The organism is Variovorax defluvii, from assembly GCF_039541515.1.
GTDB lineage: Bacteria > Pseudomonadota > Gammaproteobacteria > Burkholderiales > Burkholderiaceae_C > Variovorax > Variovorax defluvii.
Genome location: NZ_BAABGJ010000001.1, coordinates 20,586 through 46,839, shown reverse-complemented (window position 1 = coordinate 46,839; position 26,254 = coordinate 20,586). Strand labels below are relative to the sequence as shown.

Annotated in this window: 25 protein-coding genes; 10 read left to right on the top strand and 15 right to left on the bottom strand. The window is 69.0% G+C overall.

The annotated features are described in order from the left end of the window. Positions 1-126 precede the first annotated feature (126 nt). The 5 genes from acnA to ABEA07_RS00220 all read left to right on the top strand — a co-directional run bounded on the left by acnA (position 127) and on the right by ABEA07_RS00220 (position 6,717). Positions 127-2,895 (top strand): aconitate hydratase AcnA, encoded by a 2,769-nt coding sequence (gene acnA / locus ABEA07_RS00240; RefSeq protein WP_345535109.1) that lies wholly within the window; start codon positions 127-129, stop codon positions 2,893-2,895. A 182-nt stretch (positions 2,896-3,077) separates the two neighbouring features. Beyond that, on the top strand, positions 3,078-3,359 hold the full coding sequence (locus tag ABEA07_RS00235) for a FeoA family protein (protein ID WP_345535387.1): 282 nt from the start codon (positions 3,078-3,080) through the stop codon (positions 3,357-3,359). After that, positions 3,352-5,250 carry a ferrous iron transporter B gene (gene feoB / locus ABEA07_RS00230; protein ID WP_345535108.1) on the top strand — a complete coding sequence of 633 codons (1,899 nt, stop codon included), beginning with the start codon at positions 3,352-3,354 and terminating at the stop codon, positions 5,248-5,250. Before ABEA07_RS00235 ends, feoB begins: the two co-directional genes overlap by 8 nt. A 1-nt stretch (position 5,251) precedes the next feature. Next, positions 5,252-5,530, top strand: a complete 279-nt coding sequence (locus ABEA07_RS00225; RefSeq protein WP_345535107.1) for a DUF6587 family protein — start codon at positions 5,252-5,254, stop codon at positions 5,528-5,530. Positions 5,531-5,535: 5 nt separating this feature from the next. Beyond that, entirely contained in the window at positions 5,536-6,717 is a 1,182-nt protein-coding gene (locus ABEA07_RS00220) for an FAD-dependent monooxygenase (RefSeq protein WP_345535106.1), read from the top strand. 63 nt (positions 6,718-6,780) lie between these two features. Here the strand turns inward: ABEA07_RS00220 and ABEA07_RS00215 are convergent, their stop codons facing one another. The 6 genes from ABEA07_RS00215 to ABEA07_RS00190 all read right to left on the bottom strand — a co-directional run bounded on the left by ABEA07_RS00215 (position 6,781) and on the right by ABEA07_RS00190 (position 13,588). Then, positions 6,781-8,028 (bottom strand): SMI1/KNR4 family protein, encoded by a 1,248-nt coding sequence (locus ABEA07_RS00215; protein WP_345535104.1) that lies wholly within the window; start codon positions 8,026-8,028, stop codon positions 6,781-6,783. Positions 8,029-8,179: 151 nt separating this feature from the next. After that, positions 8,180-8,959: an SRPBCC family protein gene (locus tag ABEA07_RS00210; RefSeq protein ID WP_345535103.1), complete on the bottom strand. Its 780-nt coding sequence runs from the start codon at positions 8,957-8,959 to the stop codon at positions 8,180-8,182. Then, positions 8,949-9,425 (bottom strand): (2Fe-2S)-binding protein, encoded by a 477-nt coding sequence (locus ABEA07_RS00205; protein ID WP_345535101.1) that lies wholly within the window; start codon positions 9,423-9,425, stop codon positions 8,949-8,951. The genes ABEA07_RS00210 and ABEA07_RS00205 overlap by 11 nt, the downstream gene beginning before the upstream one ends. Next, positions 9,422-10,294 carry an FAD binding domain-containing protein gene (locus ABEA07_RS00200; protein ID WP_345535100.1) on the bottom strand — a complete coding sequence of 291 codons (873 nt, stop codon included), beginning with the start codon at positions 10,292-10,294 and terminating at the stop codon, positions 9,422-9,424. The genes ABEA07_RS00205 and ABEA07_RS00200 overlap by 4 nt, the downstream gene beginning before the upstream one ends. Next, positions 10,287-12,578 (bottom strand): xanthine dehydrogenase family protein molybdopterin-binding subunit, encoded by a 2,292-nt coding sequence (locus ABEA07_RS00195; protein ID WP_345535099.1) that lies wholly within the window; start codon positions 12,576-12,578, stop codon positions 10,287-10,289. Before ABEA07_RS00195 ends, ABEA07_RS00200 begins: the two co-directional genes overlap by 8 nt. 11 nt (positions 12,579-12,589) lie before the next feature. Then, entirely contained in the window at positions 12,590-13,588 is a 999-nt protein-coding gene (locus ABEA07_RS00190; protein WP_345535097.1) for a Bug family tripartite tricarboxylate transporter substrate binding protein, read from the bottom strand. A gap of 97 nt (positions 13,589-13,685) precedes the next feature. Here ABEA07_RS00190 and ABEA07_RS00185 point away from each other — a divergent pair, with 97 nt between their 5' ends. Continuing rightward, positions 13,686-14,546, top strand: coding sequence for a helix-turn-helix domain-containing protein (locus ABEA07_RS00185; RefSeq protein ID WP_345535096.1), 861 nt, complete (start codon positions 13,686-13,688; stop codon positions 14,544-14,546). Here the strand turns inward: ABEA07_RS00185 and kynA are convergent. From kynA to ABEA07_RS00160, 5 genes are all read right to left on the bottom strand, one after another. Then, on the bottom strand, positions 14,543-15,379 hold the full coding sequence (gene kynA, locus ABEA07_RS00180) for a tryptophan 2,3-dioxygenase (RefSeq protein WP_345535095.1): 837 nt from the start codon (positions 15,377-15,379) through the stop codon (positions 14,543-14,545). The two genes, ABEA07_RS00185 and kynA, sit on opposite strands and share 4 nt — an antisense overlap. 8 nt (positions 15,380-15,387) lie before the next feature. Beyond that, positions 15,388-16,671 (bottom strand): kynureninase, encoded by a 1,284-nt coding sequence (gene kynU / locus ABEA07_RS00175; protein ID WP_345535094.1) that lies wholly within the window; start codon positions 16,669-16,671, stop codon positions 15,388-15,390. A gap of 3 nt (positions 16,672-16,674) precedes the next feature. After that, positions 16,675-17,313, bottom strand: a complete 639-nt coding sequence (gene kynB, locus ABEA07_RS00170; RefSeq protein WP_345535093.1) for an arylformamidase — start codon at positions 17,311-17,313, stop codon at positions 16,675-16,677. 79 nt (positions 17,314-17,392) lie between these two features. Next, complete coding sequence (gene argF / locus ABEA07_RS00165) at positions 17,393-18,334, bottom strand: ornithine carbamoyltransferase (protein WP_345535091.1); 942 nt, start codon at positions 18,332-18,334, stop codon at positions 17,393-17,395. After that, positions 18,331-19,536 (bottom strand): aspartate aminotransferase family protein, encoded by a 1,206-nt coding sequence (locus tag ABEA07_RS00160; protein ID WP_345535090.1) that lies wholly within the window; start codon positions 19,534-19,536, stop codon positions 18,331-18,333. Before ABEA07_RS00160 ends, argF begins: the two co-directional genes overlap by 4 nt. 159 nt (positions 19,537-19,695) lie before the next feature. Here ABEA07_RS00160 and ABEA07_RS00155 point away from each other — a divergent pair, with 159 nt between their 5' ends. Next, entirely contained in the window at positions 19,696-20,028 is a 333-nt protein-coding gene (locus ABEA07_RS00155; RefSeq protein WP_345535089.1) for a DUF3579 domain-containing protein, read from the top strand. Positions 20,029-20,189: 161 nt separating this feature from the next. On the opposite strand, the gene rpsT is transcribed toward ABEA07_RS00155, so the two are convergent. Beyond that, positions 20,190-20,501, bottom strand: coding sequence for a 30S ribosomal protein S20 (rpsT, locus tag ABEA07_RS00150; protein WP_345535088.1), 312 nt, complete (start codon positions 20,499-20,501; stop codon positions 20,190-20,192). Positions 20,502-20,619: 118 nt separating this feature from the next. Between rpsT and murJ the strand changes: the two genes are divergently transcribed. The 3 genes from murJ to ABEA07_RS00135 all read left to right on the top strand — a co-directional run bounded on the left by murJ (position 20,620) and on the right by ABEA07_RS00135 (position 23,529). Beyond that, a complete protein-coding gene (gene murJ, locus ABEA07_RS00145; protein ID WP_345535087.1) occupies positions 20,620-22,185 on the top strand; it encodes a murein biosynthesis integral membrane protein MurJ in 1,566 nt (521 codons plus the stop codon). 64 nt (positions 22,186-22,249) lie between these two features. Next, entirely contained in the window at positions 22,250-23,101 is an 852-nt protein-coding gene (locus ABEA07_RS00140; RefSeq protein WP_345535085.1) for a SirB1 family protein, read from the top strand. Beyond that, on the top strand, positions 23,101-23,529 hold the full coding sequence (locus ABEA07_RS00135; RefSeq protein ID WP_345535084.1) for a bleomycin resistance protein: 429 nt from the start codon (positions 23,101-23,103) through the stop codon (positions 23,527-23,529). Before ABEA07_RS00140 ends, ABEA07_RS00135 begins: the two co-directional genes overlap by 1 nt. Here the strand turns inward: ABEA07_RS00135 and ABEA07_RS00130 are convergent. The 3 genes from ABEA07_RS00130 to ABEA07_RS00120 all read right to left on the bottom strand — a co-directional run bounded on the left by ABEA07_RS00130 (position 23,520) and on the right by ABEA07_RS00120 (position 26,245). Continuing rightward, positions 23,520-24,494 (bottom strand): GlxA family transcriptional regulator, encoded by a 975-nt coding sequence (locus ABEA07_RS00130; protein WP_345535082.1) that lies wholly within the window; start codon positions 24,492-24,494, stop codon positions 23,520-23,522. The genes ABEA07_RS00135 and ABEA07_RS00130 overlap by 10 nt on opposite strands. Before the next feature lie 16 nt (positions 24,495-24,510). After that, positions 24,511-25,083, bottom strand: a complete 573-nt coding sequence (locus tag ABEA07_RS00125; RefSeq protein WP_345535081.1) for an isochorismatase family protein — start codon at positions 25,081-25,083, stop codon at positions 24,511-24,513. A gap of 106 nt (positions 25,084-25,189) precedes the next feature. After that, on the bottom strand, positions 25,190-26,245 hold the full coding sequence (locus tag ABEA07_RS00120; protein WP_345535080.1) for an AI-2E family transporter: 1,056 nt from the start codon (positions 26,243-26,245) through the stop codon (positions 25,190-25,192). Between the last annotated feature and the right edge of the window lie 9 nt (positions 26,246-26,254).

The following is a 26,254-nucleotide window of genomic DNA, read 5'->3' as shown; positions in this document are numbered from 1 at the left end:
CTGGGCGCCGGGTCCGGCGGCATGGGCTTGCGGCGCGCTCAGGGATGCGCCTTCCGATCCTCCCCCTCGTCGTGGAACCCTGCTATCTTTGGGGCGCTTTCACGATCCCCCCAGAAGGAGTTCCTCATGCCCCAAGCACCGGCGCACGCTTTTGCCTCCACTCTCAAGACCTTCAAGACTGCATCGGGCACAGCCGGTAAATATTGGTCCCTCAAGGAACTCGCCAAGCAATACCCCAACGTCGGCAAGCTGCCGGTCTCGATCCGCATCGTGCTCGAGTCGGTGCTGCGCAACTGCGACGGGCAGAAGGTCACGGCCGGGCACGTGGAGCAACTGGCCAACTGGGCGCCCAATGCGGAGCGTACCGACGAGATCCCCTTCGTCGTCACGCGCGTGGTGCTGCAGGACTTCACCGGCGTGCCGCTGCTGGCCGACCTGGCCGCCATGCGCAGCGTGGCGCAGACGCTGGGCAAGTCGCCCAAGACCATCGAACCGCTGGTGCCGGTGGACCTGGTGGTCGACCATTCGGTGATGGTGGACCACTTCGGCACGCCCAAGGCGCTGGACCTCAACATGAAGCTGGAATTCCAGCGCAACAACGAGCGCTACCAGTTCATGAAATGGGGCATGCAGGCCTTCGACACATTCGGCGTGGTGCCGCCGGGCTTCGGCATCGTGCACCAGGTCAACCTGGAGTATTTCGCGCGCGGCGTCTACAAGAGCCCCCACGACAAGGGCGACCCGCCGGTCTACTACCCGGATTCGCTGGTCGGCACGGACAGCCACACGACCATGATCAACGGCATCGGCGTGGTGGGCTGGGGCGTGGGCGGTATCGAGGCCGAGGCCGCGATGCTGGGCCAGCCCGTCTATTTCCTCACGCCGGACGTGGTGGGCTTCGAGCTCAGCGGCAAGCTGCGCGAGGGCGTCACCGCCACCGACCTGGTGCTGTACGTCACCAACATCCTGCGCAGCGAGAAGGTGGTGGGCAAGTTCGTCGAATTCTTCGGTCCCGGCGCGGCCTCGATTCCCGTGCCCGACCGCGCGACCATCGGCAACATGGCGCCCGAGTACGGCGCGACCATGGGCTTTTTCCCGGTCGACGCGGCAACGGTCGAGTACTTCCGTGGCACCGGCCGCACCGACAAGGAGATCGAGCGCTTCGAGGCCTACTACAAGGCGCAGGGCCTGTTCGGCATGCCGGCGCCCGGCGAACTCAACTACACCAAGGTGGTGAAGCTCGACCTCGGCACCGTCACGCCCAGCCTGGCCGGCCCCAAGCGGCCGCAGGACCGCATCGACCTCGGCCACCTGGCCACGCGCTTCACCGAGCTCTACAGCAAGCCCATCGAGGCCAACGGCTTCAACCAGCCGGCCGAGCAACTCAAGACGCGACACCCGATCGCGATGGCGCCTTCGCCCGCGGGCACGCGTGCCAACGAGGGCGACGTGACCATCGGCAACGGCGACGTGCTGATCGCGGCCATCACTTCCTGCACCAACACCTCCAATCCGAGCGTGCTCCTGGCCGCGGGCCTGCTGGCCAAGAAGGCGGTGGAGGCGGGGCTCACCGTCAAGCCGCACGTGAAGACCTCGCTGGCGCCGGGCTCGCGCATCGTCACGGAGTACCTCGAGAAGGCGGGACTGCTGCCTTACCTGGAAAAGCTGGGCTTCTACCTGGCGGGCTACGGCTGCACCACCTGCATCGGCAACGCGGGCGACCTGGCGCCGGAGATCAACGAGGTCATCACGCAGAACAACCTCGTCGCCGCCGCGGTGCTCTCGGGCAACCGCAACTTCGAGGCGCGCATCCATCCCAACATCAAGGCCAACTTCCTGGCCTCGCCGCCGCTGGTGGTGGCCTATGCCATCGCAGGCAATGTGATGGTCGACCTGATGACCCAGCCGGTGGGCAAGGGCAAGAAGGGAAAGGACGTCTACCTGGGCGACATCTGGCCGAGCGCGAAGGAGATCGACGAGAACCTGCGCTACGCGATGAATGCCAAGGCCTTCCGCAAGAACTACGAGCAGATCCAGGACAACCCGGGCAAGCTCTGGAGCAGCATCAAGGGCACCACGGGCCAGGTCTACGATTGGCCGGCCTCCACCTACATCGCCGAGCCGCCCTTCTTCGCCGGCTTCAAGATGGAGCCGCACGCCGCGGATGCGGGGTTCAAGGGTGCGCGCATCATGGCGCTGTTCGGCGACTCGATCACCACCGACCACATTTCGCCGGCCGGTTCGATCAAGGAGAGCTCGCCAGCGGGCATCTGGCTCAAGGCGAACGGCGTCTCGAAGGCCGACTTCAACAGCTACGGCTCGCGCCGCGGCAACCATGACGTGATGATGCGCGGCACCTTTGCCAACGTGCGCATCAAGAACCTCATGATCCCGCCCGGCCCGGACGGCTCGCGCGAGGAGGGCGGCCTGACGCTGTTCCAGCCCGGCGGCGAGAAGATGGCCATCTACGACGCCGCGATGAAGTACATCGAACAGGGCGTGCCCACCATCGTCTTCGGCGGCGAGGAGTACGGCACGGGTTCGTCGCGCGACTGGGCGGCCAAGGGGACGCAGTTGCTGGGCATCAAGGCGGTCGTCGCCCGCAGCTTCGAGCGCATCCACCGCGCCAACCTGGTCGGCATGGGCGTGCTGCCCCTTCAGTTCCGCGGCGCCGATTCGTGGGAAAGCCTCGGCCTGACCGGCGACGAGAAGATCGACGTGGTCATCGGCGGCGAGCTCAAGCCGCAGATGGACGTGAAGCTGGTGGTGCATCGCGCGGACGGCTCGCACCAGGAGGTGACGGTGCGCCTGCGCATCGACACGCCGATCGAGGTCGACTACTACAAGCACGGGGGGATTCTTCCGTTCGTGCTGCGGCAACTGCTCGCTGCCTGAGCGGGTGCCTCGCCCCGGGGCCGGCATGCTGGGCGCATGCCGGCTTTTTGCGTTTCCGCCCCGCCGATTCATCCGCCGAAGACGCACGGCCCACCGGGTACTTCAGCCGCCGGTTGCCCATTTCCGCCCGTTTTCGAGAATAATTCTCATTTTGTGATTTCGGGATTTTGCGGGTGACATCCATGACCGTCGCGGCGACCGCCGCCATCAGCCTCGATCAGCTACCCAGCCACCAGTGGGCCACGGTGCTGGAGGTTTCCAAGCCCGGAGACGCGGGACAACGCGACGTGGTTCTGCGGCTGACCGAAATCGGCTTCGTGCCCGGCGAGGTGGTGCGCATCGTTGCCACCGGCGTGCCGGGCCGCGAGCCGTTGGCCGTCCGCCTGGGCCACACCACCTTTGCCTTGCGTCGCCACGAGGCGGCGCTGGTGCGCGTGATGCCGGGAGCGTCGAACCATGGTTGAGGCGACCCTGAGCTTCCAGGCCGGCGCTGCGGTGTCTTCGGCGCCGCCCGAGCGCATCGCGCTCCTGGGCAATCCCAACTGTGGCAAGACGGCGCTCTTCAACCTGCTGACCGGCAGCCGCCAGAAGGTGGCGAACTACGCCGGCGTGACGGTCGAGCGCAAGGAGGGCCTGCTGCGCACGCCCTCCGGCCGCCGCGTGTTCGTGCTGGACCTGCCGGGCGCCTACAGCCTCAACGCCCTCTCCGCCGACGAGGCGGTCACGCGCGACGTGGTCACGGGCAAGAGCCAGGAGTCCTTGCCCGACCTGCTGGTGTGCGTGACCGATGCCACCAACCTGCGCCTGAACCTGCGGCTGGTGCTCGAGGCCAAGCGCCTGGGCCTGCCGATGGTGGTGGCGCTCAACATGACCGACATGGCGAGGAAGCAGGGCATCGCCATCGACGTGCCCCTGCTGTCGCGCGAACTCGGCGTGCCCGTGATCGAGACGGTCGGCGTGCATTCCGGCGGCGCGCAGGACCTGCTCGCGGCCCTCGACGCGCCAGTCGCCGTGCCGCAGACCGTGCACTGGCAGGCGCCCGACCTGGACGACGTGCTTGCCACGCAGCGCGAGGTGCGCCGCATCCTCGCGGCGGCGGTGCGCGAGCCGGCCGGCAGCCTGGACTTGAGCGACCGCATCGATCGCGTCGTCATGCATCCGCTGTGGGGGCTGCTGGTGCTGGCCGTCACCTTGTTCCTGATGTTCCAGGCCGTCTTCAGCTGGGCCGAGATGCCGATGGACGTGATCAAGAACGGCAGCGCCGCCGTCGGCGAGCTGGTGAAGCAGGCGGTGCCCGAAGGCATGCTGCAGAGTCTGCTGGTGGACGGGATCATCGCCGGCGTCGGCGGGGTGATCGTGTTCCTGCCGCAGATCCTGATCCTGTTCCTCTTCATCCTCGCGCTGGAGGATTCGGGTTACCTGCCGCGCGCCGCATTCCTGCTGGACCGCGTGATGGGCACGGTGGGGCTGTCGGGCCGTTCCTTCATTCCGTTGCTGTCCAGCTTCGCCTGCGCCATTCCCGGCGTGATGGCTGCGCGCACCATCGGCAACTGGCGCGACCGGCTGACCACCATCATGATCGCCCCGCTGATGACCTGCTCGGCGCGGCTGCCGGTGTATGCGCTGCTGATCGCGGCCTTCATCCCGGCGCGCAGCGTGGGCGGTGTGTTCAACCTGCAGGGCATCGTGCTGTTCGCGCTGTACGTCTTCGGCATCGTCTCGGCCATGGCGGTGGCCTGGGTCATGAAGCGCTTCCGCGACAAGCGCCAGCCATCGCCGCTGATGATGGAGCTGCCGGCCTACCGCTGGCCCAACCTGCGCAATCTGGCGCTGGGACTGTACGAGCGGGCGTGGATCTTCATCCAGCGCGTGGGCACCATCATCCTGACGCTCACCATCCTGCTGTGGTTTCTGTCGACCTTCCCCGCGCCGCCGGAGGGCGCGACGGGGCCCGCGATCCAGTACAGCCTGGCCGGCATCATCGGCCGTGGGTTGGAGCACGTCTTCGCGCCCATCGGCTTCAACTGGCAGATCTCGATCGCGCTGGTGCCGGGAATGGCAGCGCGCGAAGTGGCGGTGGGCGCGCTGGGCACGGTGTATGCGCTCTCGGCCACCGGCGACGACGTCGCGGGCGCGCTGGAGCCGCTGATCGCCGGGAGCTGGTCGCTGGCGACCGCGCTGTCGCTGCTGGTCTGGTACGTGTTCGCGCCGCAGTGCATCTCGACCCTCGCGACCGTCAAGCGCGAGACCGGCTCGTGGCGTTACGTCTGGATCATGGCTGGGTATTTGTTTGCGCTCGCCTACATGGCGTGCTGGGTGACTTATCGTGTCGCCCTGGCATTCACAGGAGGATGAGATGACACAGCAGATCATCGTCGGGCTGATCGTCGCCCTGGCCGCGCTGTACGCGGTCTGGCGCTGGATGCCCGCGCACTGGCGCCGCTCGGCGGCAGCCCATCTCGCGTCGGGCTCGCAGCGCGCGGGCCTGGTCGACGCGCAACGCGCCCGGAAGCTGGCCGAATCGCTGGCCAAGACCTCCGGTTGCGGTTCGTGCGACAGCTGCGGCAGCTGCGCGACCCCGGCCGCATCTCCGGCGGACACCCGCCAAGGAAAACCCTCCACACCCCAGCGCTGAGCGGCATGCGCGCCGCTCACATCCTGGTCGCCGGTGGCGGCATCGCCGGGCTGGCCAGCGCGCTCGCCTTGGGGCGCCGCCGCCATCGGGTCGACCTCTTCGAACAGGCCGTCGCCTTTTCCGAAATCGGTGCGGGTATCCAGCTGGGCCCGAATGTCGTGCACCGGCTGCAGGCACTGGGTGTCTGGGAACCGCTGATGCGGATCGCCGCCAAGCCCGAGGCGCTGGTGGTGCGCAGCGCCGTCCACGGCGGCGAGATCGCCCGGCTGCCGCTGGGCAACGCCATGCTGCGCAGCTACGGCGCGCCTTACCTCTGCGCCCATCGGGCCGACGTCCATGGACTGCTGCTGGCGGCGGTGCGCAGCAGCGGCGCCGTGACTCTGAACACCGGAACGCGCATCACCGACGCGGTGGCGCGTGCCGGCGCGGTCTGCGTCGCCAGCACCGGCGTGCGGGCCTGGGAGGGCGACGCACTGGTCGGTGCCGACGGGCTGTGGAGCGTCGTGCGCGCGCGCGTGACCGGCGACGCCTCACCGCCGCGCGAAACCGGCCACACGGCGTGGCGGGCCCTGGTGGCGCAATCGGCGCTGCCGGCATCGCTGCGCAGCACGCAGATCAGCGTCTGGCTCGGCCCGCGCCTGCACGCGGTGGCCTACCCCGTGCGCCGCGGCGAGGCCCTCAACGTCGTGGTGCTGGCCGAGGCCGCGCCCGCCGGCGATGCGCACGACTGGGACCAGGCCAGCAGCCTGTCGGCCCTGCAGGCCGCCACCGGCCGCACCGATGCGAGCCTGCAGGCCCTGCTGGACGCCATGCCCGCCTGGCGCGCCTGGACCTTGTGCGACCGTCCGCCGCTGAGCGGCCCGGAGCAGATGGCCGGCGAGCGCGTCGCCCTTGTGGGCGATGCGGCGCACCCCATGCTGCCCTACCTGGCGCAGGGGGCCGGCATGGCGATCGAGGACGGCGTGGCGCTGGCCGCGGCCCTGGACGGCTGCGGCGCCGAGGCGGTGCCTGAGAGGCTGGAGCGCTATGCCCGGGCGCGTTGGCAGCGCAACGCCCAGGTCCAGGCCCGGGCGCGCCGCAACGGCGAGATCTTTCACGCGACCGGGCTGATGCGGTTTGGGCGCGACACGGCCCTCCGATGGCTGGGGCCGCGCTTGCTTGACGTGCCGTGGCTTTATGGCGCTTAGAAACCGCCAGGCCTGCAAGTCGTGACTTTCGTTCTCAGGCTCCCGCGTGGCGTGTCCTCGGGGTCAGAGCTGGAAGCTCTGCAGATGGTCGACCCGCTCGGCCAGGCCCTCGGGCCCGAGGTAGTGGCTCACCTCGCCGGTGCGCACCTCGGCGAGCGAGCGCTCGAGATCGGCCAGCATGTCCTGGCGGGTTTTCTCGAAAGCGGCCGCCAGGTCGTCGTGGCTTCGCTGGTAGGCGTCGCCGATCACGCGCGCGGCGGCGGGCGCGCCGCAGGCCACGCACTCGGCCATCGCGGTGACGCTGGGCTGGGCGCCGCGTTCCAGCAGCAAGGTCACCAGCTCGGGCGAGACCGCGCTGTCGATGCCGTCCAACGCATCCGGCGAGACCGGCGCGCCGGCGCGGGCAAGTGCAGCGGCGGCATGGTGCGCGCCATGCGACAGCGCCAGGTCGGTGGCCGTCGCGCTGCCCAGCAACGGCCCGTCGAAGGACACGCCGGCGGCAGCCAGCCGCTCGACCAGGGTCGCATCGTCGGTCGCCACCGCGTGGCGCAGCGCGATGCGCGAAAGGGCGCCGTCGCGGTCCAGCGTGCCGGCGGCCAGCGGCGTGCGCCAGTCGACCGTCGCGCGCCGATAGAACGCCACCACCTTGTCCACCAGCTCGAGCGCGAGGCCGTGATCCTGGTGCCGCTCGTCCAGGTACTCGAGCAGCGCCTGCCCGGTGAAGTAGTCGCCGGCCGGTTCGAGCGGGTCCTCGTCCAGCCGCAGCATGGCGAAGGCCGCGGGCAGGTCGTGCGCGATGGTGGTCAGGCCGTCCTCGTGCATCGCGTACGCCCAGGTTTCGGGAAGGCCCTGCTTCCAGGCCAGGATGTGGCCGTAGTCGGGACCGCGCTCGACCACCGCGTAGATGCGGTGCGTGGATTCGAAGCCGCCGAAGGGCAATGCGGTGAGCAGGCCGTCCCACGGCTCGCCTCGCGCCGCGGCGGAATCCCGTGCGCGTTCCTGTTCGTGGGCGATCCAGCCCTGCAGGTCGTGCTCGCCATCGCTGCCGTTCCAGAACAGCTCGCTCCAGTTCACCGCCTCCTCGCTCCCGTTCATCCGCAGGTGCAGGTCGTAGTCGATGCGGCCGCCCGCCGTACGCTGCCAGAGTCCGACCAGTTCGGGGGGCAGGGGGCCTGCGCACACGGCCTGGACGGCCGCGATCTGCTCGGCCGGCATCGGGGCCTGGGCGTCGAAGATCACGCGCCCGGCGAAGAGCACGATGCCGTGCTCGCGCAGAAGGGCCAGTTCGTCATCGGCAAAGTGGTCGCTCATGTCGTCTCCTTGTCGTCGGCGTGCACGGCGGCGGGCGCCGGGCCATGAAGGAGAGTATCAAGTTCTCAGGCAGGGAGGCGCACCACCCCGCGCGATGAATGCCCATCCGGGTGGGACGCGGTCTGGATCGTGCGATGGCCGCGTGGCATCCTCATTCCTTCACGGCGGGCCGCAGGCAATCGCGCAGGAGCGTGGCACATTCGCCCGCTGCCTCCACCGGCCAATGGACGGTGACCCGCGCGCCCTCTCGAATCAGCTCGATGCGGATATGGCGGTCGCCTGCCCGGGCGCCCTGCTTCGAGAGCGCGCCGACGAGGCGCGGCCACCAGCCGGTTTTCTCCGTTCGCGGCGCGGCGGCATCGCCCTGGATGGCGGCTGGCGGGCGCTCGGGTGTCGTGGGCTGAGCGGGCCGCGCTTCGAGCCTGGATCTGGGCTGGGCGGCCAGCGCCGGCGCCGGCGCCGATCCGCCTGGCCCGTCCTGCTGCTGCGATTCGATCCGCTTTGCCAGGTTCTGACCGAACTCGTCCCACATGCGATCGGCCTTGGTCTTCATCACACTCAGGCCGAAGCTGCCCAGGCGCCCCAGCACCTCCACCTTCACCTTCATGCGCAGCTCGGTGCTGCCGTCGGGCTGCTCGGCCAGGAACATCTCGCTCTGTTGTTTGAGCGAACTCGCCACCGAGGCGTCTTCGCCGGTGCCTTCGCAGCGCAGGTAGTGCGGCGCGCGTTGCTCGAGGATGGTCGTCTTGAGCCTGAACTTCGCGCTCACGAAGGCGATCTTCACCGCCATCAGGGCTTTGTATTCCGTGGGGCTCAGCACCTCGATCGACTGCATGCCGGGGACGCAGCCGCCCATCACCTGGGGGTCCAGCAACAGCGCCCACGCGCGCGCGGGCGGCGCGGCAATGACCAGGGTCTTCTCAATTTCCATGCATCTTCTCCGCGGCGTCCAGCACCGACTCCACGATCTGGCTGTAGCCGGTGCAGCGGCACAGGTTGCCGTTGAGCCCCTGGCGCACCTCGTGCTCCGTCGGGGCCGGGTTCTTCGCGAGCAATGCGCACGAGGCCATCAGGAAGCCCGGCGTGCAGTAGCCGCATTGCAGGCCGCCGCAGCGCATGAAGGCGTCCTGCACGGGGTGGAGCTGCTCGCCTTGCGCGAGGCCTTCGACCGTGGTGATGGCGCAGCCGTCGGCATGCACGGCCAGCGACAGGCAGGACTTGACCACCTCACCGTCGACCAGCACCGAGCAGGCGCCACAGACGCCGGTCTCGCAGCCGCGCTTGGTGCCCGTGAGATGCAGGTCGTCGCGCAGGAAGTCGGCGAGCAGGCGGCGCGCGGGGACGGCTGTGTCCTGCCGTTCCCCGTTGACGACCAGTGCGATCGCGTGAAGGCTCATGTCTCTTCTCCTTTCAGGCCGAACAGCTCGGCGATGGTGCGGCGGCACACGACCCGGACCATGTCGCGCCGGAAATCGGCGCAGCCGCGGTTGTCCGAGATCGGATCGATGTCGGCCGCGACGATGTCGGCGGCCTCCGCGGCCACCATCGGGTCGATGGTCTTGCCGCGCAGAAACGCCTCGGCGCGGGCAAGGCGGCCGGGGATGGGCACCGAGGCGCCCACGACCAGCCGCGCCTCGCGGCACAGCGCACCCTCGCGCCGCGCCACCAGGGACACGCTGGCGAGCGGCCGGTGCTCGGCGGCAGTGCGCATGAAGCGGGTGTAGCGGCCGTCGGTGCCGGGCTGCGGCGGCGGTACCCGAATCGCCACCAGCAGTTCGTCGGGCTCCAGCGCGGTGACGTAATAGTCCACCAGGAATTCTTCCATGGGCAGGGTGCGCTCGCCGCGCGCACTGGCCAGCACGACCTGCGCGCCATGCGCCATCAGGCAACCGGGCGGGTCGGTGGCGGGATCGGCATAGCAGAGATTGCCGCCCAGGGTGCCCTGGTTGCGCACCTGCGGGTTGGCGACCTGGGCGGCCATGGCGGCGAGCACGGGGTAGTGCCGCCGCACCACCTCGGCGCGTGCCAGCTCGGCATGCTTCACCAGCGCGCCGATGCGCAGGCCCTGCTGCGAATCGAACTCGATGCCATGCAGCCCGTCGAGCCGCAGGGCGGACACCACGTGCGAGGGCGTCACCATGCGTTGGCGCATCGCCAGCAGCAGCGCGGTGCCGCTGGCCATCACCCGGCATTCGTCGCCCAGGTCGGCCAGCATGCGGCTCGCCTCGGCCACGGTGCGCGGTTCGAGGAATTCGAAGTCATGCATGGCGCGGCTCCTCGCGGCGGCGCAGCGCGGCCAGCACCTTCTCGGGCGTGATCGGCAACTCCGTGATGCGCACGCCGATCGCGTCGAACACGGCATTGGCGATGGCGCCCGGGCCAGGCAGGATCGCCGTCTCGCTCGCCCCCTTGGCGCCGTAGGGGCCGTGGGGGTCGTTCGACTCCACGATGCCGCTGCGCAGCATCGGCAGCGCGTCGGGCGAAGGCATGGTGTAGTCGGCGAAGTTGCCGTTGACGATGCGGCCGTCCTCCACCTGCAGGCGCTCATACAGCGTCCAGCCGATGGCCTGTGCCGCGGCGCCGTTGCTCTGGCCGTGGACGGCTTGCGGGTTGAGGGCCTTGCCGCAATCGTCGGAGACGAAGCTGTCCACCAGCGTGACCTGGCCCGTCTCGGTGTCGACCTCGACCTCGACCGCCTGCGCCGCGAAGGAGTAGGCCGGCGCGATGTTGCCCATGAGCGTGTTCTTGTCGAACATCTCGGTCGCCGCGTCCCAGCTGCCGGTGACCTGGATGCCTTCGCCGCCATGCCGCCAGAGGTGTGCGCGGGCCAGCTCGGCCAGCGTGAGTCCGCGCTCGGGCGCGGCGCGCAGGTGAACCGTGCCACCCGCGCACTGCAGCTCGGCGACGGGCGCTTGCAGCATCGAGGCCGCCTGCTCGATCAGCTTGTCGCGCGCCGCGCCCGCCGCCACGATGGCCGCGTTGCCGGCCACGATGGTGACGCGCGAGGCCAGGGAGCCGATGCAGAAGGGCGCGCTGTCGGTGTCGGGCGCGACCACGTGGACGTGCGCGAGCGGAATGTCGAGCTCGTGCGCCACGACCTGCGACAGCATGGTCATCGCGCCCTGGCCCATGTCGGCCTCGCTGCAGTGCAGGACGACGCGCCCGTCTTCGTTGACTTTCAGCATGACGGTGGAGCCGTCCCAGTCGCCGATGGTGCGGTTGCCGCTCACGTGCATGGCCGCGGCCAGGCCGATGCCGCGCCGCCTGATGCCCTGGCGGGCCATGCGGCCGCGGCGCTCGTGCCAGCCGATGGCGGCGGCGCACTGCGCCAGGCATTCGACCAGGCCCGTGCTGCCGATCTTCCAGCCGTGCACCGAAGTCTCGCCCCGCTCGATCGCGTTGAGCCGGTGGACGTCCAGCGGATCGAGGTCGAGCTGGCGCGCCATGGTGTCGATATGGCTGTTCAGCGCGAACAGCATCTGTGTGCCGCCGAAGCCGCGGAAAGCGCCGTGCGGCGGCGTGTGCGTGTAGACCAGCGTGGCGCGCGAACGCACGTTGGCGTTGCGGTGCATGTTGTCGCTGCGCATGGCGCTGACGTGCATCACCTCCGCAGAGAGGCCGCTGTAGGCGCCGCAGTCGGCCACGATGCGCACGTCCTTGGCGATGATCCGTCCCGCCCGGTCCATGCCGAGCTTGAGCGTGATGCGCTCGGGCACGCTGGTCGCGCAGGCGAGGAAATCCTCCAGCCGGTTGTTCACCACGCGCACCGGCCGACCGGTGCGCAGCGCCAGCAGGCCGGCGATCAGGCTGTTGGCGTCCTCGATGATCTTGCCGCCGAAGCCTCCGCCGGTGGTCGCCTGGATCACGCGTACGCGGGAAACGGGCAATTCCAGCACCGCGGCCAGCCGGGCGCGCACCAGGAAGGCGGACTGGGTCGAGGTCCACACCTGCAGGCGGCCGTCGGGATCGATCGCCGCGACCGATGCCATCGGCTCCATGTAGCCGGGGTATTGCGAATGGGTGGTGTACGTCGCCTCGTGCACCAGGTGGGCTTGCGCGAAGGCCGCGTCGACGTCGCCGCGCTCGAAGCGGATCTCGTGCGAGACGTTGTCCGTGCGGCCGGAATGAACCGTCGGCGCATCCGGATCCAGCGCCTCTTCGGGCGTGAGGATGGCCGGCAGCTCCTCGTACTCGACCTCGATCAGGTCCAGCGCGTCGCGCGCGATCTCTTCGGTCGCCGCGGCGACGGCGGCCACTTCCTCGCCCGCGAAGCGCACCACGTCGCGGGCCAGCGTCAGCCGCTCCTTGTGGTGCACGCCCCAGGGCACCTGCGGCCCGTCGGCGCCCGTCGCGACCGCCTTGACGCCGGGCAGCGCGAGGGCCCGCGACACGTCGACGCGCACGATGCGGGCGTGCGGATAGGGGCTGCGCAGCACCTTCCCGTGCAGCATGCCGGGCAACTGGATGTCGCCGGCGTACTGCGCGCGCCCCATGACCTTGGCGCGTGCGTTGACCTGGGGCACCGAGGTACCCAGCGTGGATGCACTCATGGGAGCCCGTCTCAGTCGGCCGTGATGGCCAGGTCCTTGATCAGCTTGCCCATCACCTGGTACTCGTTGGCATTGGTCTTCGCCAGCACCTCGGGCGCGCCGCCGACGGGCAGGGCGCCGAAGGTCGCCAGCTTGGCCACCACCTCGGGGGACTTGAGGATCTCGTTCAGGTGCCCGTTGAGCAGGCGCACGAGATCCGCCGGCGTCCCCTTGGGCGCGAAAAAGCCGTTCCAGGCGCCGACCACCACGTCCCTGTAGCCTGCCTCCACCAGGGTGGGCACGTTGGGCGCGAGCGGCGAGCGTTTCGCATCGCCGATGGCCAGCGGGATCAGCCGGTTCTGGCTGGTGTACTGGCTGACGACGCCGAGCGTCACCCAGGCGGTGTCCACGTGGCCGGCCACGACGTCGTTGACCGAGGGCGCGACGCCGCGGTAGGGCACGTGCGTGATCTTCACGCCGGCGGCGCGGTTGAGCCACTCCCCGACGATGTGCATCGGCGAGCCGGCGCCGGGGCTGGCGTAGGTGAGCGCCTTGCCGGATCGGGCCTGGGCGACCATTTCCGGCACCGACTTCGCGCCCACGCCGGGGTACGCCACCAGCACCAGGGGCTGGGTGGCGATCTGGATGATGGGCTCGAAGCCGTGGAGCACGTCGTAGCTGGCCGCCGGCGACAGTCGCATCACCATGGGGGCGGTGGTGAAGGGGTTGGGCGTGAAGAGAAGCGTATAGCCGTCGGGTGCGGCGCGGCCGACGAAGCCGTTGCCGAGCGTCCCGCCCGCGCCAGGCTTGTTGTCGACGACCACCGGCTGATGGAGGCGCTGTGACAAGCGCTCGCCCAGCATGCGCGCGATCGAGTCGGTGTCGCTGCCGGGCGGGTAGGAGACCACGATGGAAATCGGCCTGGCGGGGTAGGCTGCTTGCGCTTGCGCTGCCGCCGGAAGGATGGCGCAGCAGCAGCCCCCGGCGAGCGCGAGGGCGCCGAGTGCAAGTTGACGTCGAAGGGTGTTCATCTGGGTGGCTCCTGGGCTTCGCCCGCTGCAGGTGGTTGAGGAAGGCGAGCGGATTCTGGAAGCCGGCTCTTTGCGCCGCCAGACATAATTTCACTCAATGAACCAATCCAGACGCGACGCCTTCCGCAGCGCCGGCCCCGCCCCGGGCGTGAAACCGATCACCGCGCTGCGCCGCGGGCTCGAGGTGTTCTGGTCGATCCAGCAGTCGTCCGCCGTCACGCTGGCCGACCTGCATCGTCAGACCGGCATGTCCAAGGCCACGCTGCTGCGCATTCTGAGGACCTTGCAGGAGGCGGGCTGGATCGCCCGCAACGAGGTGGAGAACCGCTACGTGCCCGCGGCCAGCCCCGGCGAATCGGGTCTGGCGGAGGAATGGCGTACGCGCTTGTCGGCGCTCGCGAGCCAGCCGCGCGAGCAACTGCAGAAGGTGGTTCCCTGGCCGATCGACCTGGCGGTGCGCGATGGGCTGGCGATGCTCATTCTCGACACGAACCGGCCGATCAACGGCCTGGCGGTGAACTACCGCGTGCTCGGCTTCCGCCCGCGGCTGCTGCTGTCATCGCTAGGGCGCTGCTACCTGGCCTTCTGCCCGGATGCCGAGCGCCGCAGGCTGCTGGCCGCGCTGGCGCGGTCACCCTACGAGGTCGATCGCGCCGCGTTGAAGTCGCACGGGGCGCAGGACTGGCCGGCGCGCTACCGCGCCCAGGGCTATGCCTCGCGCGACCCGAGCCCGACGAGCCTGGATTCTCCGGAGCGCTTCGGCGCGATCTCCGTGCCGATCCTGCAGGGCAACACCGTGGTGGGCTGCATCAGCTGCGCGTGGCTGCCGGCGGTCGCCTCCGAGCAGGAGATCGTGAAGCGCCATCTCGCCGACCTGAAGGCGGCCGCGCAGGCGGTGCAAAGCCGCCTGGCCGCGGCGAAGTTTCCGGCCGTGCCGCCGGGGACGGCCGAAGCCTAGAGATCGGTGCGCAGCTTCCAGATTTCGGGGAACAGCACCACGTCGAGCATCTTGCGCAGATAGCTCACCCCGCCGGTGCCGCCGGTGCCGCGCTTGAAGCCGATCACGCGCTCCACGGTGGTCACGTGGCGGAAGCGCCAGAGGCGGAAGGCGTCCTCGAGGTCCGTCAGCTCTTCGCCCAGCTGATACAGGTGCCAGTGGTTCTTCGGGTCGCGGTAGACGGCTAGCCAGGCCTGCTCGACGCCGTCACTGAGTTCGTAGGCCTTCGTCCAGTCGCGCTCGAGGTGGTCGGTGGGGATGTCGAAGCCACGGCGCGCCAGCAGTCGCAGCGCCTCGTCATACAGCGAAGGCGCGCGCCAGGCCGCTTCCACCTCGGCCAGCAGCTCGGGCCGATGGGAGTGAGGCTTGAGCATGGCCGCGTTCTTGTTGCCGAGCGCGAACTCGATGCAGCGGTATTGCCAGCTCTGAAAGCCGCTGGAGCTGCCCAGGTAGGGGCGCATCGCGCTGTACTCGGGCGGCGTCATGGTGGCCAGCACGTCCCAGGCATGGACCAACTGCTCCATGATGCGCGAGACGCGCGCCAGCATCTTGAAGGCACTGGCCAGGTCGTCCTGCGCGATGCAGCGGATGGCGGCGCGCAGCTCGTGCAGCATCAGCTTCATCCACAGCTCGCTGGTCTGGTGCTGGACGATGAAGAGCATCTCGTCGTGTGCCGGCGAGCGCGGGTGCTGGGCATTGAGGATGGCGTCCAGGCCCAGGTAGTCGCTGTAGCTCATCGAGGCGCTGAAGTCGAGCTTGGCGCCTTCTTCGTGGACGATGCGTTCGGTCGTCATGATGGTCCTCAGGTCACCGCCAGCTTCTGGTTGAACTCGGGGCGCTTCCATTCCTCGCCCTCCAGCACCTGCACCAGGTGATCGACCGAGCGCCAGACATCCTCGAAGCCGAGGTACAGCGGCGTGAAGCCGAATCGCAGGATGTCCGGCATCTGGCTGTCGCCTGCGCGGTAGTCGCCGATCACGCCGCGGGCGATCAGCGCCTGCACGATCGCGTAGGCGCCGGGTCCGTTGTCGGCCAGGGCCAGGCAGACCTGCGAGCCGCGCTGCGCGTGAGCGCGCGGCGTGACCAGCGTGAAGCGGCCGGGGCAGCGCTCTTCCACGAGGGCGATGAAGGCATCGGTCAGCGCCAGCGACTTGGCACGCAGCGCCGCCATGCTGCCGCGGCCCGCATCGTGGGCTTCGGCGGCGAGCACGGTGTCGATGCCGCATTCGAGCGCCGAGAGGGAAATGATCGGCTGCGTGCCGCACAGGTAGCGCGCGATGCCCGGCGCCGGCCGGTAGTGGGGCGAGAACTCGAAGGGCGCCGCGTGGCCGAACCAGCCCGACAGCGGCTGCTCGAACCGGCTCGCGTGGCGCGCATGCACCCACACGAAGGCCGGCGCGCCGGGCCCGCCGTTGAGGTATTTGTAGCCGCAGCCGATCGCGAAGTCGGCCTCGCAGTCGTTGAGCGCGACCGGCACCGCGCCGGCACTGTGAGCGAGGTCCCATATCGCCAGCGCGCCGGCGGCGTGGGCGGCGGCGGTGAGCGCCTTCATGTCGTGCATCGCGCCGGTGCGGTAATTGACGTGCGTGAGCATCAGCACGGCAAGCTCGCCGTTCAGCGCAGCGGGCAATCCGGCCGGGTCGTCGATGAGCTTCAGCACGAAGCCGCGCTCGCGGCACAGCGATTCGGCGATGTAGAGGTCGGTCGGGAAGTTGCTGCGTTCGCTGAGCACGACCTTGCGGCCGCTGTCCTTCATTTGCGTGAGGGCGGCGAACAGCACCTTGTAGAGGTTGACCGAGGTGCCGTCGGTGCACACCACCTCGCCGGGCGCGGCACCGATCAGGCGCGCTAGCTTGTCGCCCAGGCGCTGGGGCAGGTCGATCCAGCGGGCGCTGTTCCACGAGCGGATCAGGCCTTCGCCCCACTCGTGGCTCACCACTTCGGCGATGCGCGCCGGGGCCGCCTTCGGCAACACGCCGAGCGAGTTGCCGTCGAGGTAGATCACGCCCTCGGGGAGGATGAATTTGCCGCGCAGTGCGGCGAGCGGGTCTTCGGCGTCGAGCCGCCGGCAGTCGTCGAGGTTCATGGGTCAGGAGGTCTTCAGTTCGCGCAGCACGGCGCGCACGGGGGAGGCATCGGCCGTCACCAGCTTGAGCGGCAGCGCGATGAGTTCGTAGTCGCCTTCAGGCACCTCGTCGAGCACGAGGTTCTCCAGCACGCGCAGACCGAGGCGGCGGATCACCTGGTGGCTGTCGAGGGTCTTGCTGTCGGCCGGGTCGATGCTGGCGGTGTCGATGCCGATCAGCATCACGCCCTGCGCGGCCAGTCGCTCCACGGTGGCGGGCGCATAGGCGGCGAGGGCGCCGTCCCAGCGCTCGATCGGCGCGCGGCGGTAGGTGCGTACCAGCACGCGCGGCGGGAGGTCTTGCACCGCGTGGGCGAGATGCGCCCATTCGACCAGCGGCCCGCAGTCGATGGCATGGATGACGCGGCAGCGGCCGAGGTAGGGCGCGAGCGCCACCGTGCCGATGGATGAACCATCGGGGTCGTAGTGCAAAGGGGCATCGGCATGCGCGCCGACATGGGGCGAGAGCGTGATCTCGCTCACGTTGACCGGACAGCTCGGCCCGATGGTCGCCGCCCAGCGCTGGCGGTAAGGCGTGTCGCCGGGAAACACCGGCGCGCCTTCAAGCACCGGCGGCGAGATATCCCAGATGCGTTGGTTCATGGCGCGAAGTTAGCGCCGCGAGCCGGGTCGTGGTGTCGGTTATTTCCAACACCCTGGAAACATCGCTGTGGAGCGGTCTTCAGGCGGGCTGGCGGCCGAGCAGCAGATATTCCATCAACGCCTTCTGCACGTGCATGCGGTTCTCGGCCTCGTCCCACACCACCGACTGTGGGCCATCGATGACCTCGGCCTGCACCTCCTCGCCGCGGTGCGCCGGCAGACAGTGCATGAACAGCGCGTCGGGCTGGGCAGCGCGCATCATCTCTTCGTCCACGCACCATTCGGCGAAGGCGGCGCGGCGGGCCTCGTTCTCGGCCTCGTAGCCCATGCTGGTCCAGACGTCGGTGGTCACAAGGTCGGCGCCGCGGCAGGCTTCCATCGGGTCCTTGAAGACGCGGTAGCTGTCGGCCGAGCGGATACCGGCGACCGACTGGTCCACCTCGTAGCCGCTGGGCGTGCTCACGTGCACCTTGAAGCCCAGGATCTCCCCGGCCTGCAGCCAGGTGTTGGCCATGTTGTTGCCGTCGCCCACCCAGGCCACCGTGCGGCCCTTGATCGAGCCGCGGTGCTCGATGAAGGTGAAGATGTCGGCCAGGATCTGGCAGGGGTGGAACTCGTTGGTCAGGCCGTTGATCACCGGCACGCGCGAGTGCGCCGCGAAGGATTCGATCTTGGTCTGCTCGAAGGTGCGGATCATCACCAGGTCGACCATGCGGCTGATGACCTTGGCGCTGTCCTCGATGGGCTCGGCACGGCCGAGCTGGCTGTCGCCGGTGGTCAGGTGCACCACGCTGCCGCCGAGCTGGTACATGCCGGCCTCGAAGCTCACGCGGGTGCGCGTCGAAGCCTTCTCGAAGATCATGGCCAGCGTGCGATCGGTCAGCGGCCGGTGCTTTTCGTACGCCTTGAATTTCTTCTTGATCAGTGCGGCGCGCTCGAAGAGATAGGCATAGTCCTCGGCGGCGAAGTCCGAGAACTGAAGGTAGTGGCGCAGGTCGGGCGTCGTGTTCGTGTTGCTCATGATGTCGGTTCCGCGAGGAAGGTCTTCACGATGGGCGCCAGGATGGAGACGATCTCGTCCGCCTCGGCCACGCTGAGGATCAGCGGGGGCACCAGCCGGATCACGCTGTCGGCCGTCACGCTCAGGAGCAGTCCGGCCTCGCACGCGCGGTTGAGGATCACGCCGCAGGGCCGGTCGAGTTCGATGCCCAGCATCAGGCCCTGGCCGCGGACCTCCTTCACGCCCTTCAGGCCGCCCAGCTCGCGCTCCAGAGCGCTCTTGAGGTGCGCGCCCACGTTGGCGGCATTCTCGAGCAGCCTGTGCCCTTCCATGATGCGGATGGTCTCGATGCCGGCACGCATGGCGAGCGGATTGCCGCCGAAGGTGGTGCCGTGGTTGCCGGGACCGAAGAGGTTGGCGGCGCGCGGCCCGGCGACCACCGCGCCGACCGGCACGCCGGAGCCCAGGCCCTTCGCCAGGGGCATCACGTCGGGCTGGATGCCGGCCCACTGGTGTGCGAACCACTTGCCGGTGCGACCCATGCCGCATTGCACCTCGTCGATCATCATCAGCCAGTCGCGCTCGTCGCAGAGCTGGCGCACCTGGCGAAGGTACTCCCAGCGCATGGGGTGGATGCCGCCTTCGCCCTGGATGGTCTCGAAGAACACGGCCACCACGTTCGGATTGCCCTCGGTGGCCTTCTTCAAGGCGTCGAAGTCGTTGAGCGGCACGCGGATGAAACCCTCGACCAGGGGGCCGAAGCCCTTCTGCACCTTGGCGTTGCCGGTGGCGGACAGGGTGGCGATGCTGCGGCCGTGGAAGGCGGCTTCGTAGACCACGATCTCGGGTCGCTCGATGCCCTTGTCATGGCCGAACTTGCGCGCCAGCTTCAGCGCGGCCTCGTTCGCCTCCAGGCCGGTGGAGCAGAAGAAGACGTTGGTCAGGCCCGACAGCTCGGTCAGCTTCGCCGCGAGCTGCTCCTGGCCGGGCACGTGGTAGTAGTTGGAGCTGTGGATCAGCTTGCTGATCTGGTCCTGCAGGGCCGGCACCAGCTCGGGGTGGTTGTGGCCGAGCGTGTTGACTGCGATCCCGCCCAGACCGTCCAGATAGGCTCGGCCCTCGGTGTCCCAGACGCGGCAGCCCTGTCCGTGCGTCAGCGCGATCGGCAGGCGGCCGTAGGTGTTCATGACATGGGGCGAGGAGGGGGCGGCTGTGGCGCTCATGGGATCTCCGATACGGGGGAAGAAGGATTCTAGGGGGGTGCTTCGACCGTCGCGTTGAGGATTGCGCATCACAGCAATGCCCCGTCGCCGAGTGGCGGAGGGGACGCCGGATAGAATCCTTTGTGCAGCGCAACACGCGTCTGCCTCTCCTCGCGATCCATGGTCTCCCCCTCCGCCAAAGAAGTCTTCATCCAGGGCATCACCAAAGATGGCCGGACCTTTCGCCCGAGCGATTGGGCAGAGCGTCTCGCCGGTGTCATGTGTTCCTTCCGTCCCGGTGGACCGCAGCCTGGGAGCCACCTGAGCTACTCGCCCTGGTGTGTGCCGACGGTGGTCAACGGCATCAAATGCGTGGTGGTCAGCAGCGAATTGCGGGAGGCCGAGGTGATGGCCTGGGACTTCGTGATGAACTTCGCTCGGGACAACGAACTGCAGGTCGCCGAGGCCTGCCTGGTGCCGGATGTGCCGCCGCCGGCCCTCCCTCGGAAATAGACACGCCAAGAAGACACGCCAAGACGTCGACGCCCATCAGTGTCGATCGATCAACTTTGCGCCCATGAAAAAACCGCCCGAAGGCGGTTATTCACTTTGCTGCAGCGCACCCGGTCAAACGGCGGACTGGCGCGCGGCCGGTCCGGGCTTGCCTGAAGACGTCAGGCGGCGGCCTTTTCGGCGAGGGCCAGGGTCTTGACCTTGGCTGCCAGGCGGCTCTTGTCGCGAGCGGCCTTGTTCTTGTGGAAGATGCCCTTGTCGGCGACGCTGTCGACGATGCTCTGGGCCTTCGCGAAGAGCTCCGCCGCCTTGGTCTTGTCGCCGGCCACGACGGCCTTCTCGACATTCTTCACAGCAGTGCGGTACTTGGAACGCAGCGAGGTGTTCGCGGCGTTGAGCTTGGTGTCCTGGCGGACGCGCTTGCGGCCCGATGCGAGGCGCGGGTTCTTTTTCTTGGGTTTGGACGATGCCATGGCTGGTGTTCCTTACAGTGTCTGGGGATGATGCAGCAAAGCCCTCCATTATAGGCGAAGCGAAGATGCCGGGCCCTCGTGCCGGGAAGAGCACGCGCCGGCACATACACTTCCGGCCGTGTCGCTTTTCAAATCCGCCTCCACCGTCTCGCTCCTGACGCTCGCCTCCCGCATCACCGGATTGATCCGCGACGTGCTCATGACCTCGGTGTTCGGCGTCAGTGCGATGACTGACGCGTTCTACGTTGCCTTCCGCATTCCCAATCTGTTCCGGCGGGTGTTCGGCGAAGGTGCCTTCAGCCAGGCCTTCGTTCCGGTGCTGGCGGCCACAAAGACCCAGCAGGGCGATGCCGGCGCCAAGGCGCTGGTCGACCACGTGGGAACACTGCTGACCTGGTTGCTGGTGCTTTTCTGCGTGGCGGGCGTGGTCGGCGCGCCGCTGATGGTCTGGGCCATGGCCAGCGGCCTGCAGAGAAACCCCGAGAGCTTCGAGTCCGCGGTCCTCATGACCCGCTGGATGTTCCCCTACATCGGCTTCATGTCGCTCGTAGCGCTGGCCGGCGGGATCCTCAACACCTGGCGCCGGTTCGCGGTGCCGGCGGCCGCGCCCGTGCTGCTGAACGTGGCGCTGATCCTCTCGATCGTGCTGGGTGCCCCCTGGTTCCGGCGGATGGGCATCGAGCCCATCTATGCCCAATGCGCCGGCGTGATGGTCGGCGGGGTGCTGCAGCTGGCCCTGCAGATTCCCGCCTTGCGGGCGCTGGGCATGATGCCGCGCGTCGGACTCGGCCTGCGCGCCATCCGCACCGCCTGGGCCGATCCGGACACGCGGCGCATCGCGCGGCTCATGCTGCCGGCGTTGATCGGCGTCAGCGTGGCGCAGATCTCACTGCTCATCAATACGCAGATCGCCTCGCACCTCGCCACCGGCAGCGTGAGCTGGATCACCAACGCCGACCGGCTGATGGAATTCCCGACCGCGCTGCTCGGCGTGGCCCTGGGGGTGGTACTGATGCCGCAGCTGTCGGCGGCGCGGGCGGCCAAGGACGATGCGCGCTACTCGGCCATGCTGGACTGGGGCCTGCGGCTGGTGGTGCTGCTGTCGGTGCCCTGCGCGCTGGCGTTGCTGGTGTTCTCGCGACCGCTGGTGGCGGTGCTGTTCCACAACGGCGCCTTCAACGAATTCCACGTGCAGCGGACCAGCCTGGCGCTGATGGGCTATGGCGTCGGCCTGGTCGGGCTGGTGGCGGTCAAGGTGCTGGCGCCGGGCTACTACGCCAGGCACGACACGCGCACGCCGATGCTGATCGCGGTGGCCGTGCTCCTGCTCACCCAGTTGCTCAACGTCGTGCTGGTGCCGATCCTCCAGCATGCGGCACTCACGCTGACCATTGCGATCGGCGCGATGGTCAACGCGACGTGGCTGCTCGTCGGGCTGATCCGGCGCGGCAGCTACAAGCCCTTGCCGGGGTGGGGCCGGTTCCTGTTGCAGGTGCTGTTGGCCACCTTGGTCCTGGGTGCGCTGCTGGTCTGGGGCGACCGCCATTTCGACTGGATCGGCCTGCAGGCGCAGCGCCTGCTGCGCATCGGCCTCCTGGCCGCGCTGGTGGCGGGCGCGGCGCTGCTCTATTTCACGGTGCTGGCGCTCGTGGGTGTCAGGCTGCGCAGCTTCGTGCGCCACTGATGCTCTGCATCCAGCGGTGCTTGCCCTGCCTTGACGCTGGTCACCGCCTCCTCTACAAAGCCACATGACGTTCAGCTTCAAGGCGCCTTCCGCGCTCGAATACTTCGAATCGCTGGTCCGGAGCGACGACCACTTTCCCCTGCTCGAAGCTGCGGCGAGCCTCGCGCAGGACGAATACCCCGAACTCGACGTCCAGCAGGTTCTGGGCGACGTCGATCAGTTGCTCGCACGGCTCAAGCGGCGTTTGCCTGCCGATGCCGCGCCGCTGCAGCGCCTGCGCGCGCTCAACCAGTTCTTTTTCCACGACCTGAGTTTCGGCGGCAACGTCAACGACTACTACGACCCCGACAACAGCTACCTCAATGCGGTGCTGCGCACGCGCCGCGGCATTCCGATCTCGCTGGCGGTGCTGTGGATGGAGCTCGCCCAGGGGCTGGGCCTGCAGGCCCGCGGCGTGGGGTTTCCGGGGCACTTCATGCTCAAGGTCACGCTGCCCAAGGGGCAGGTGGTGATCGATCCCTTCACGGGCAAGTCACTCTCGCGCGAAGAGCTGAGCGAACGCCTGGAGCCCTACAAGCGCAGCAGCGGCCTGGTGGGTGACTTCGACGTGCCCCTGGGCTTGTACCTGCAGCCGGCTTCGCCGCGCGAGATCATCGGCCGGATGCTGCGCAACCTGAAGGAAATCCACCGCTCGCAGGAAGACTGGCAGCGCGCCATCGCAGTGCAGAACCGGCTGGTCGCGCTGCTGCCGGAGGCATGGGGCGAGCACCGCGACCGCGGCCTGGCCCATGCGGAGCAGGGCAACACGGCGCAGGCCGTGCGCGACCTGGAGACCTACCTGGCGCACGCGGAGGACGCACTCGACATCGACGCCATCACCGAGCGTGTCGCTGCCTTGCGCCGCGCGGAGAGCTGATGGCGCAGGGCAGCGAAGGCAAAATCGCGCCGGTCGACCTCGGGACGCGGCACGAGTTCCACGGCATCCAGCCGGTGCTGCCGGTCGCCGATGCGGCGCGCGCCGCACGCTATTTCTGCGAGGTACTGGGCTTCGAGCTCGACTTCATCGCAGGCGAGCCGCCGAGCTATGCACGCGTCAAGAAGGGCGACCGCAGCTATGGCGATCCGGTCTATATCCGGCTGTGGCAATGCGGCCGCGGCGAGGCCGAACCCTGGCGCGGAGAGATCGTGATCCATGTCGGCCGGGATGTGGACGGCCTGCACGCCGCCTACGTCAAGCGCGGCGTTCGAGTGATCGAGCCGCCCGCTTCGCAGCCCTGGGGCCTGCGCGAGTTCGCGATCCGCGAACCCGACGGGCACGTGCTGCGCTTCTGCGGCTATCTCTGAGACGGCGAGCCTGCGAGACCGAACTGCCGCCAGGCGCGGCGCAGTTGCGTGTCGGAGCCGAAGCCAGACATTTCCGCGGCGCGCGTGACGCTGGCGCCCGACTGCAGCGCGAGCTGCGCGGTCGCGAGCCGCAGGCGCCGCAGATAGGTGAGCGGCGCGGTCCCGGCATGTTCGACGAAAAGGCGTGTCAGGTGCCGGGGCGAGGTGCGGGCAACCTGGGCCATGCGCGGCACGCTCCAGTCCTGATGAGGCGCCTCGCACACGGCGTCTTGCACGCGGTGCAGCGCCGGGTGCAGGTGGTTGCGATAGGCCAGGAAGGGCGACAGCTCCGGGTCCTGCGGCCCGCGCCGCAGCGCTACCACCATGGTCTGCGCGACCTGGGCCGCCAGCACCTCGCCGCAGGTCTGGGCGATCCGGTGCAGCATCAGGTCGATGCCGGTGGTGACGCCCGCGCTGCTGCACAGGGGTGGGTCGATGACGAACACCCGGTTGGCCACCACCTCGCAGCGCGGCTCGGTCCGGCGCAGTTCGTCGAGGTGGTGGTGGTGCGTGGTGACCCGGCGGCCCGCCAGCACGCCGGCATGCGCCGCGAGCAGGGCGCCGGCGCAGATGGTTACCAGCTCCAGGCGGCCTGCCTCGAAGCGCAAGCCCCGCAGCCAGTGCAGCAAGGCCTGCGCCTCCGGGGCCTCGACCGAGAGGGTGTGGCCCGGCAGGCCCACCAGCACCACCCAGGCCGGCCCGTCCCAGCCGGTCGGCAGGGGCGACAAGCCGCTGAGGGTGATACCCACCGAGCCGGCCGCGTCCGGGCTCGGCGAAGCGAATTCAATCGCGAAGCGCTCGGGCTGCCCGGCTGCGCGCAGCAGCTGGTTGGTGATGCGCAGCGCTTCGGCCGGCCCGGCCCAGTCCAGCACCAGGCTGTGGGGCAGGAGCGCAAAGACGACCCGGATCAGCGGCGGACTGCGCATCGCGTCAGGCGCAAGCTCAGGCGGCGGCCATCGCCCCCGCACGCTCCAACGCCTGGGCGACCGTGCAGACCTTCGCGAAGCGGCCTTCGAGCACGGTGGCCGTCCTCGCCTTGATGTCGGCGGCGGACAGCGGTCGTCCATCCGGCTGCGTCATGTCGAAGGTCAGGGTGGCGTCAGGCACGAAATCGACTGCCCAGCCCAGGTCGGAGGCATGGCGGGTGGTGGTCTCGCAGCATTGCTCGGTGCGGATCCCGCTCACGATCAGCCGCCCGATGCCCTGCTGCGTGAGCCACACATCGAGGCCGGTGCCGACCAGCGCGCTGTGCCGGTGCTTCGTGTAGGTGGCGGCAGCCTCGAAGGGCGCCAGTTCGGCCAGGGCGCGCACGTGGCCGGATTCGACCGCGAAGGGATTCGCCGGCTCGGCCGGGCCGTCGACGTGGAAGATGCGCACGACCGGGACACCGGCGGCCGTGCAGCCCTCGATCAGGGCGTTCTGCGCGGCAACATAGGCGCCCAGGTCGCGCGGCGTGAAATAGGGGCGGTGGCGGAACGACTCCTGGGCGTCGATCACGATCAGACAAGATTTCATGGTGGCAATCTCCTGGGTGGGGGATGATGCGCCTGATTTTTCCTGGCTGCCCGCGCCCCGTCCGCCTCGTGCAGGACAGGAATCGATCAGATCAGGACATGCCTGCTCAGACGAGCCGCGCGGCCTGCAGCTCTTTCTTGAGGTAGGCGTAGAAGAGCGGTGCCGCCACCAGCCCCGCCGGGCCGAATACGGCCTCGGCCACGAACATCACCGCCAGCAGTTCCCAGACGCCCATCTGCGTGCGTGCCCCCACCACCTTGGCGTTGATGAAGTACTCGGCCTTGTGGATGAGGATGAGAAAGGCCAGGCAGGCCAGCGCGGTGAGCGGCGACACCGCCAGCCCTACCAGCGTGATCACCGTGTTGCACAGCAGGTTGCCGACGATCGGCACCAGGCCTGCGACGAAGGTCAGAGTGATCAGCGCCGGGGTATAGGGCAACTCCATCTTCCACAGCGGCAGCATGAAGAGCAGGAAGATCGCGGTCAGCAAAGTGTTGAAGGCGGCGATCCAGAACTGCGCCGCCACGATCTGGCCGAAGGCCTCGCCGAACAAGGTGATGCGTTGCTTCAGCATTTCGGCCAGGGGCCGTCCGGTGGAGGGGTGCCGGGCCACGGCCGCGAGCGCGCCCACGATCAGTCCGACGTAGGCGAACAGCAGCCCGCCGAGCCAGGCGCGGCCCGTCAGCGCCAGTGCGCCGGCCTGGGCCCGCAGGTAGCCGGCGATGACGCCCTGCACCTCGGCCGCGCCCTCCGGCAGATAGACGCCGATGTCGGGCGGCAGCTTGAGCCGCAGCTCCAGCACGGTGCGGGCGATGAAGTCGAGCAGTTCCTGGTACTGCTCGGGCGCGTTGAGCACGAACTCGCGCGTCTCCGAGAAGGCCAGCGTCAGCAGGCCGACCGGCGCCAGCGAGACCAGGGTCGCGGCGAGAACACGTGCGCCGGAGGAGGGCGGGTCGACGGGTGCGGGGCGCGACGGCTGCAGGCGCTGCCGGCCCGAGTCCATCAGCCGGGCCAGCCAGCGCGTGCCGAGAAAGCCCACGCAAACGCACAGCAGGCCGGGCAGCAGGCCCTGCCACATGATCAGCAGCAGGGCGCCTGCGATCAGCAGATAGCTCGCCGTCTGCAGCCTGCGCGACGGGAGTGGTGGCGCGATGTCGCTCACGCGGGGGAC

Coding starts and splice junctions, on each gene's coding strand:
- acnA (WP_345535109.1), top strand. CDS start 127: ATGCCCCAAGCACCGGCGCACGCTTTTGCCTCCACTCTCAAGACCTTC.
- kynU (WP_345535094.1), bottom strand. CDS start 16,671: ATGAACCTCGACGACTGCCGGCGGCTCGACGCCGAAGACCCGCTCGCC.
- ABEA07_RS00140 (WP_345535085.1), top strand. CDS start 22,250: ATGACGTTCAGCTTCAAGGCGCCTTCCGCGCTCGAATACTTCGAATCG.
- ABEA07_RS00190 (WP_345535097.1), bottom strand. CDS start 13,588: ATGAACACCCTTCGACGTCAACTTGCACTCGGCGCCCTCGCGCTCGCC.
- ABEA07_RS00185 (WP_345535096.1), top strand. CDS start 13,686: ATGAACCAATCCAGACGCGACGCCTTCCGCAGCGCCGGCCCCGCCCCG.
- ABEA07_RS00130 (WP_345535082.1), bottom strand. CDS start 24,494: ATGCGCAGTCCGCCGCTGATCCGGGTCGTCTTTGCGCTCCTGCCCCAC.
- ABEA07_RS00205 (WP_345535101.1), bottom strand. CDS start 9,425: ATGAGCCTTCACGCGATCGCACTGGTCGTCAACGGGGAACGGCAGGAC.
- ABEA07_RS00235 (WP_345535387.1), top strand. CDS start 3,078: ATGACCGTCGCGGCGACCGCCGCCATCAGCCTCGATCAGCTACCCAGC.
- rpsT (WP_345535088.1), bottom strand. CDS start 20,501: ATGGCATCGTCCAAACCCAAGAAAAAGAACCCGCGCCTCGCATCGGGC.
- ABEA07_RS00160 (WP_345535090.1), bottom strand. CDS start 19,536: ATGAGCGCCACAGCCGCCCCCTCCTCGCCCCATGTCATGAACACCTAC.
- ABEA07_RS00225 (WP_345535107.1), top strand. CDS start 5,252: ATGACACAGCAGATCATCGTCGGGCTGATCGTCGCCCTGGCCGCGCTG.
- ABEA07_RS00220 (WP_345535106.1), top strand. CDS start 5,536: ATGCGCGCCGCTCACATCCTGGTCGCCGGTGGCGGCATCGCCGGGCTG.
- ABEA07_RS00125 (WP_345535081.1), bottom strand. CDS start 25,083: ATGAAATCTTGTCTGATCGTGATCGACGCCCAGGAGTCGTTCCGCCAC.
- ABEA07_RS00210 (WP_345535103.1), bottom strand. CDS start 8,959: ATGGAAATTGAGAAGACCCTGGTCATTGCCGCGCCGCCCGCGCGCGCG.
- ABEA07_RS00195 (WP_345535099.1), bottom strand. CDS start 12,578: ATGAGTGCATCCACGCTGGGTACCTCGGTGCCCCAGGTCAACGCACGC.
- kynA (WP_345535095.1), bottom strand. CDS start 15,379: ATGACGACCGAACGCATCGTCCACGAAGAAGGCGCCAAGCTCGACTTC.
- feoB (WP_345535108.1), top strand. CDS start 3,352: ATGGTTGAGGCGACCCTGAGCTTCCAGGCCGGCGCTGCGGTGTCTTCG.
- ABEA07_RS00200 (WP_345535100.1), bottom strand. CDS start 10,294: ATGCATGACTTCGAATTCCTCGAACCGCGCACCGTGGCCGAGGCGAGC.
- ABEA07_RS00215 (WP_345535104.1), bottom strand. CDS start 8,028: ATGAGCGACCACTTTGCCGATGACGAACTGGCCCTTCTGCGCGAGCAC.
- argF (WP_345535091.1), bottom strand. CDS start 18,334: ATGAGCAACACGAACACGACGCCCGACCTGCGCCACTACCTTCAGTTC.
- kynB (WP_345535093.1), bottom strand. CDS start 17,313: ATGAACCAACGCATCTGGGATATCTCGCCGCCGGTGCTTGAAGGCGCG.
- ABEA07_RS00155 (WP_345535089.1), top strand. CDS start 19,696: ATGGTCTCCCCCTCCGCCAAAGAAGTCTTCATCCAGGGCATCACCAAA.
- ABEA07_RS00135 (WP_345535084.1), top strand. CDS start 23,101: ATGGCGCAGGGCAGCGAAGGCAAAATCGCGCCGGTCGACCTCGGGACG.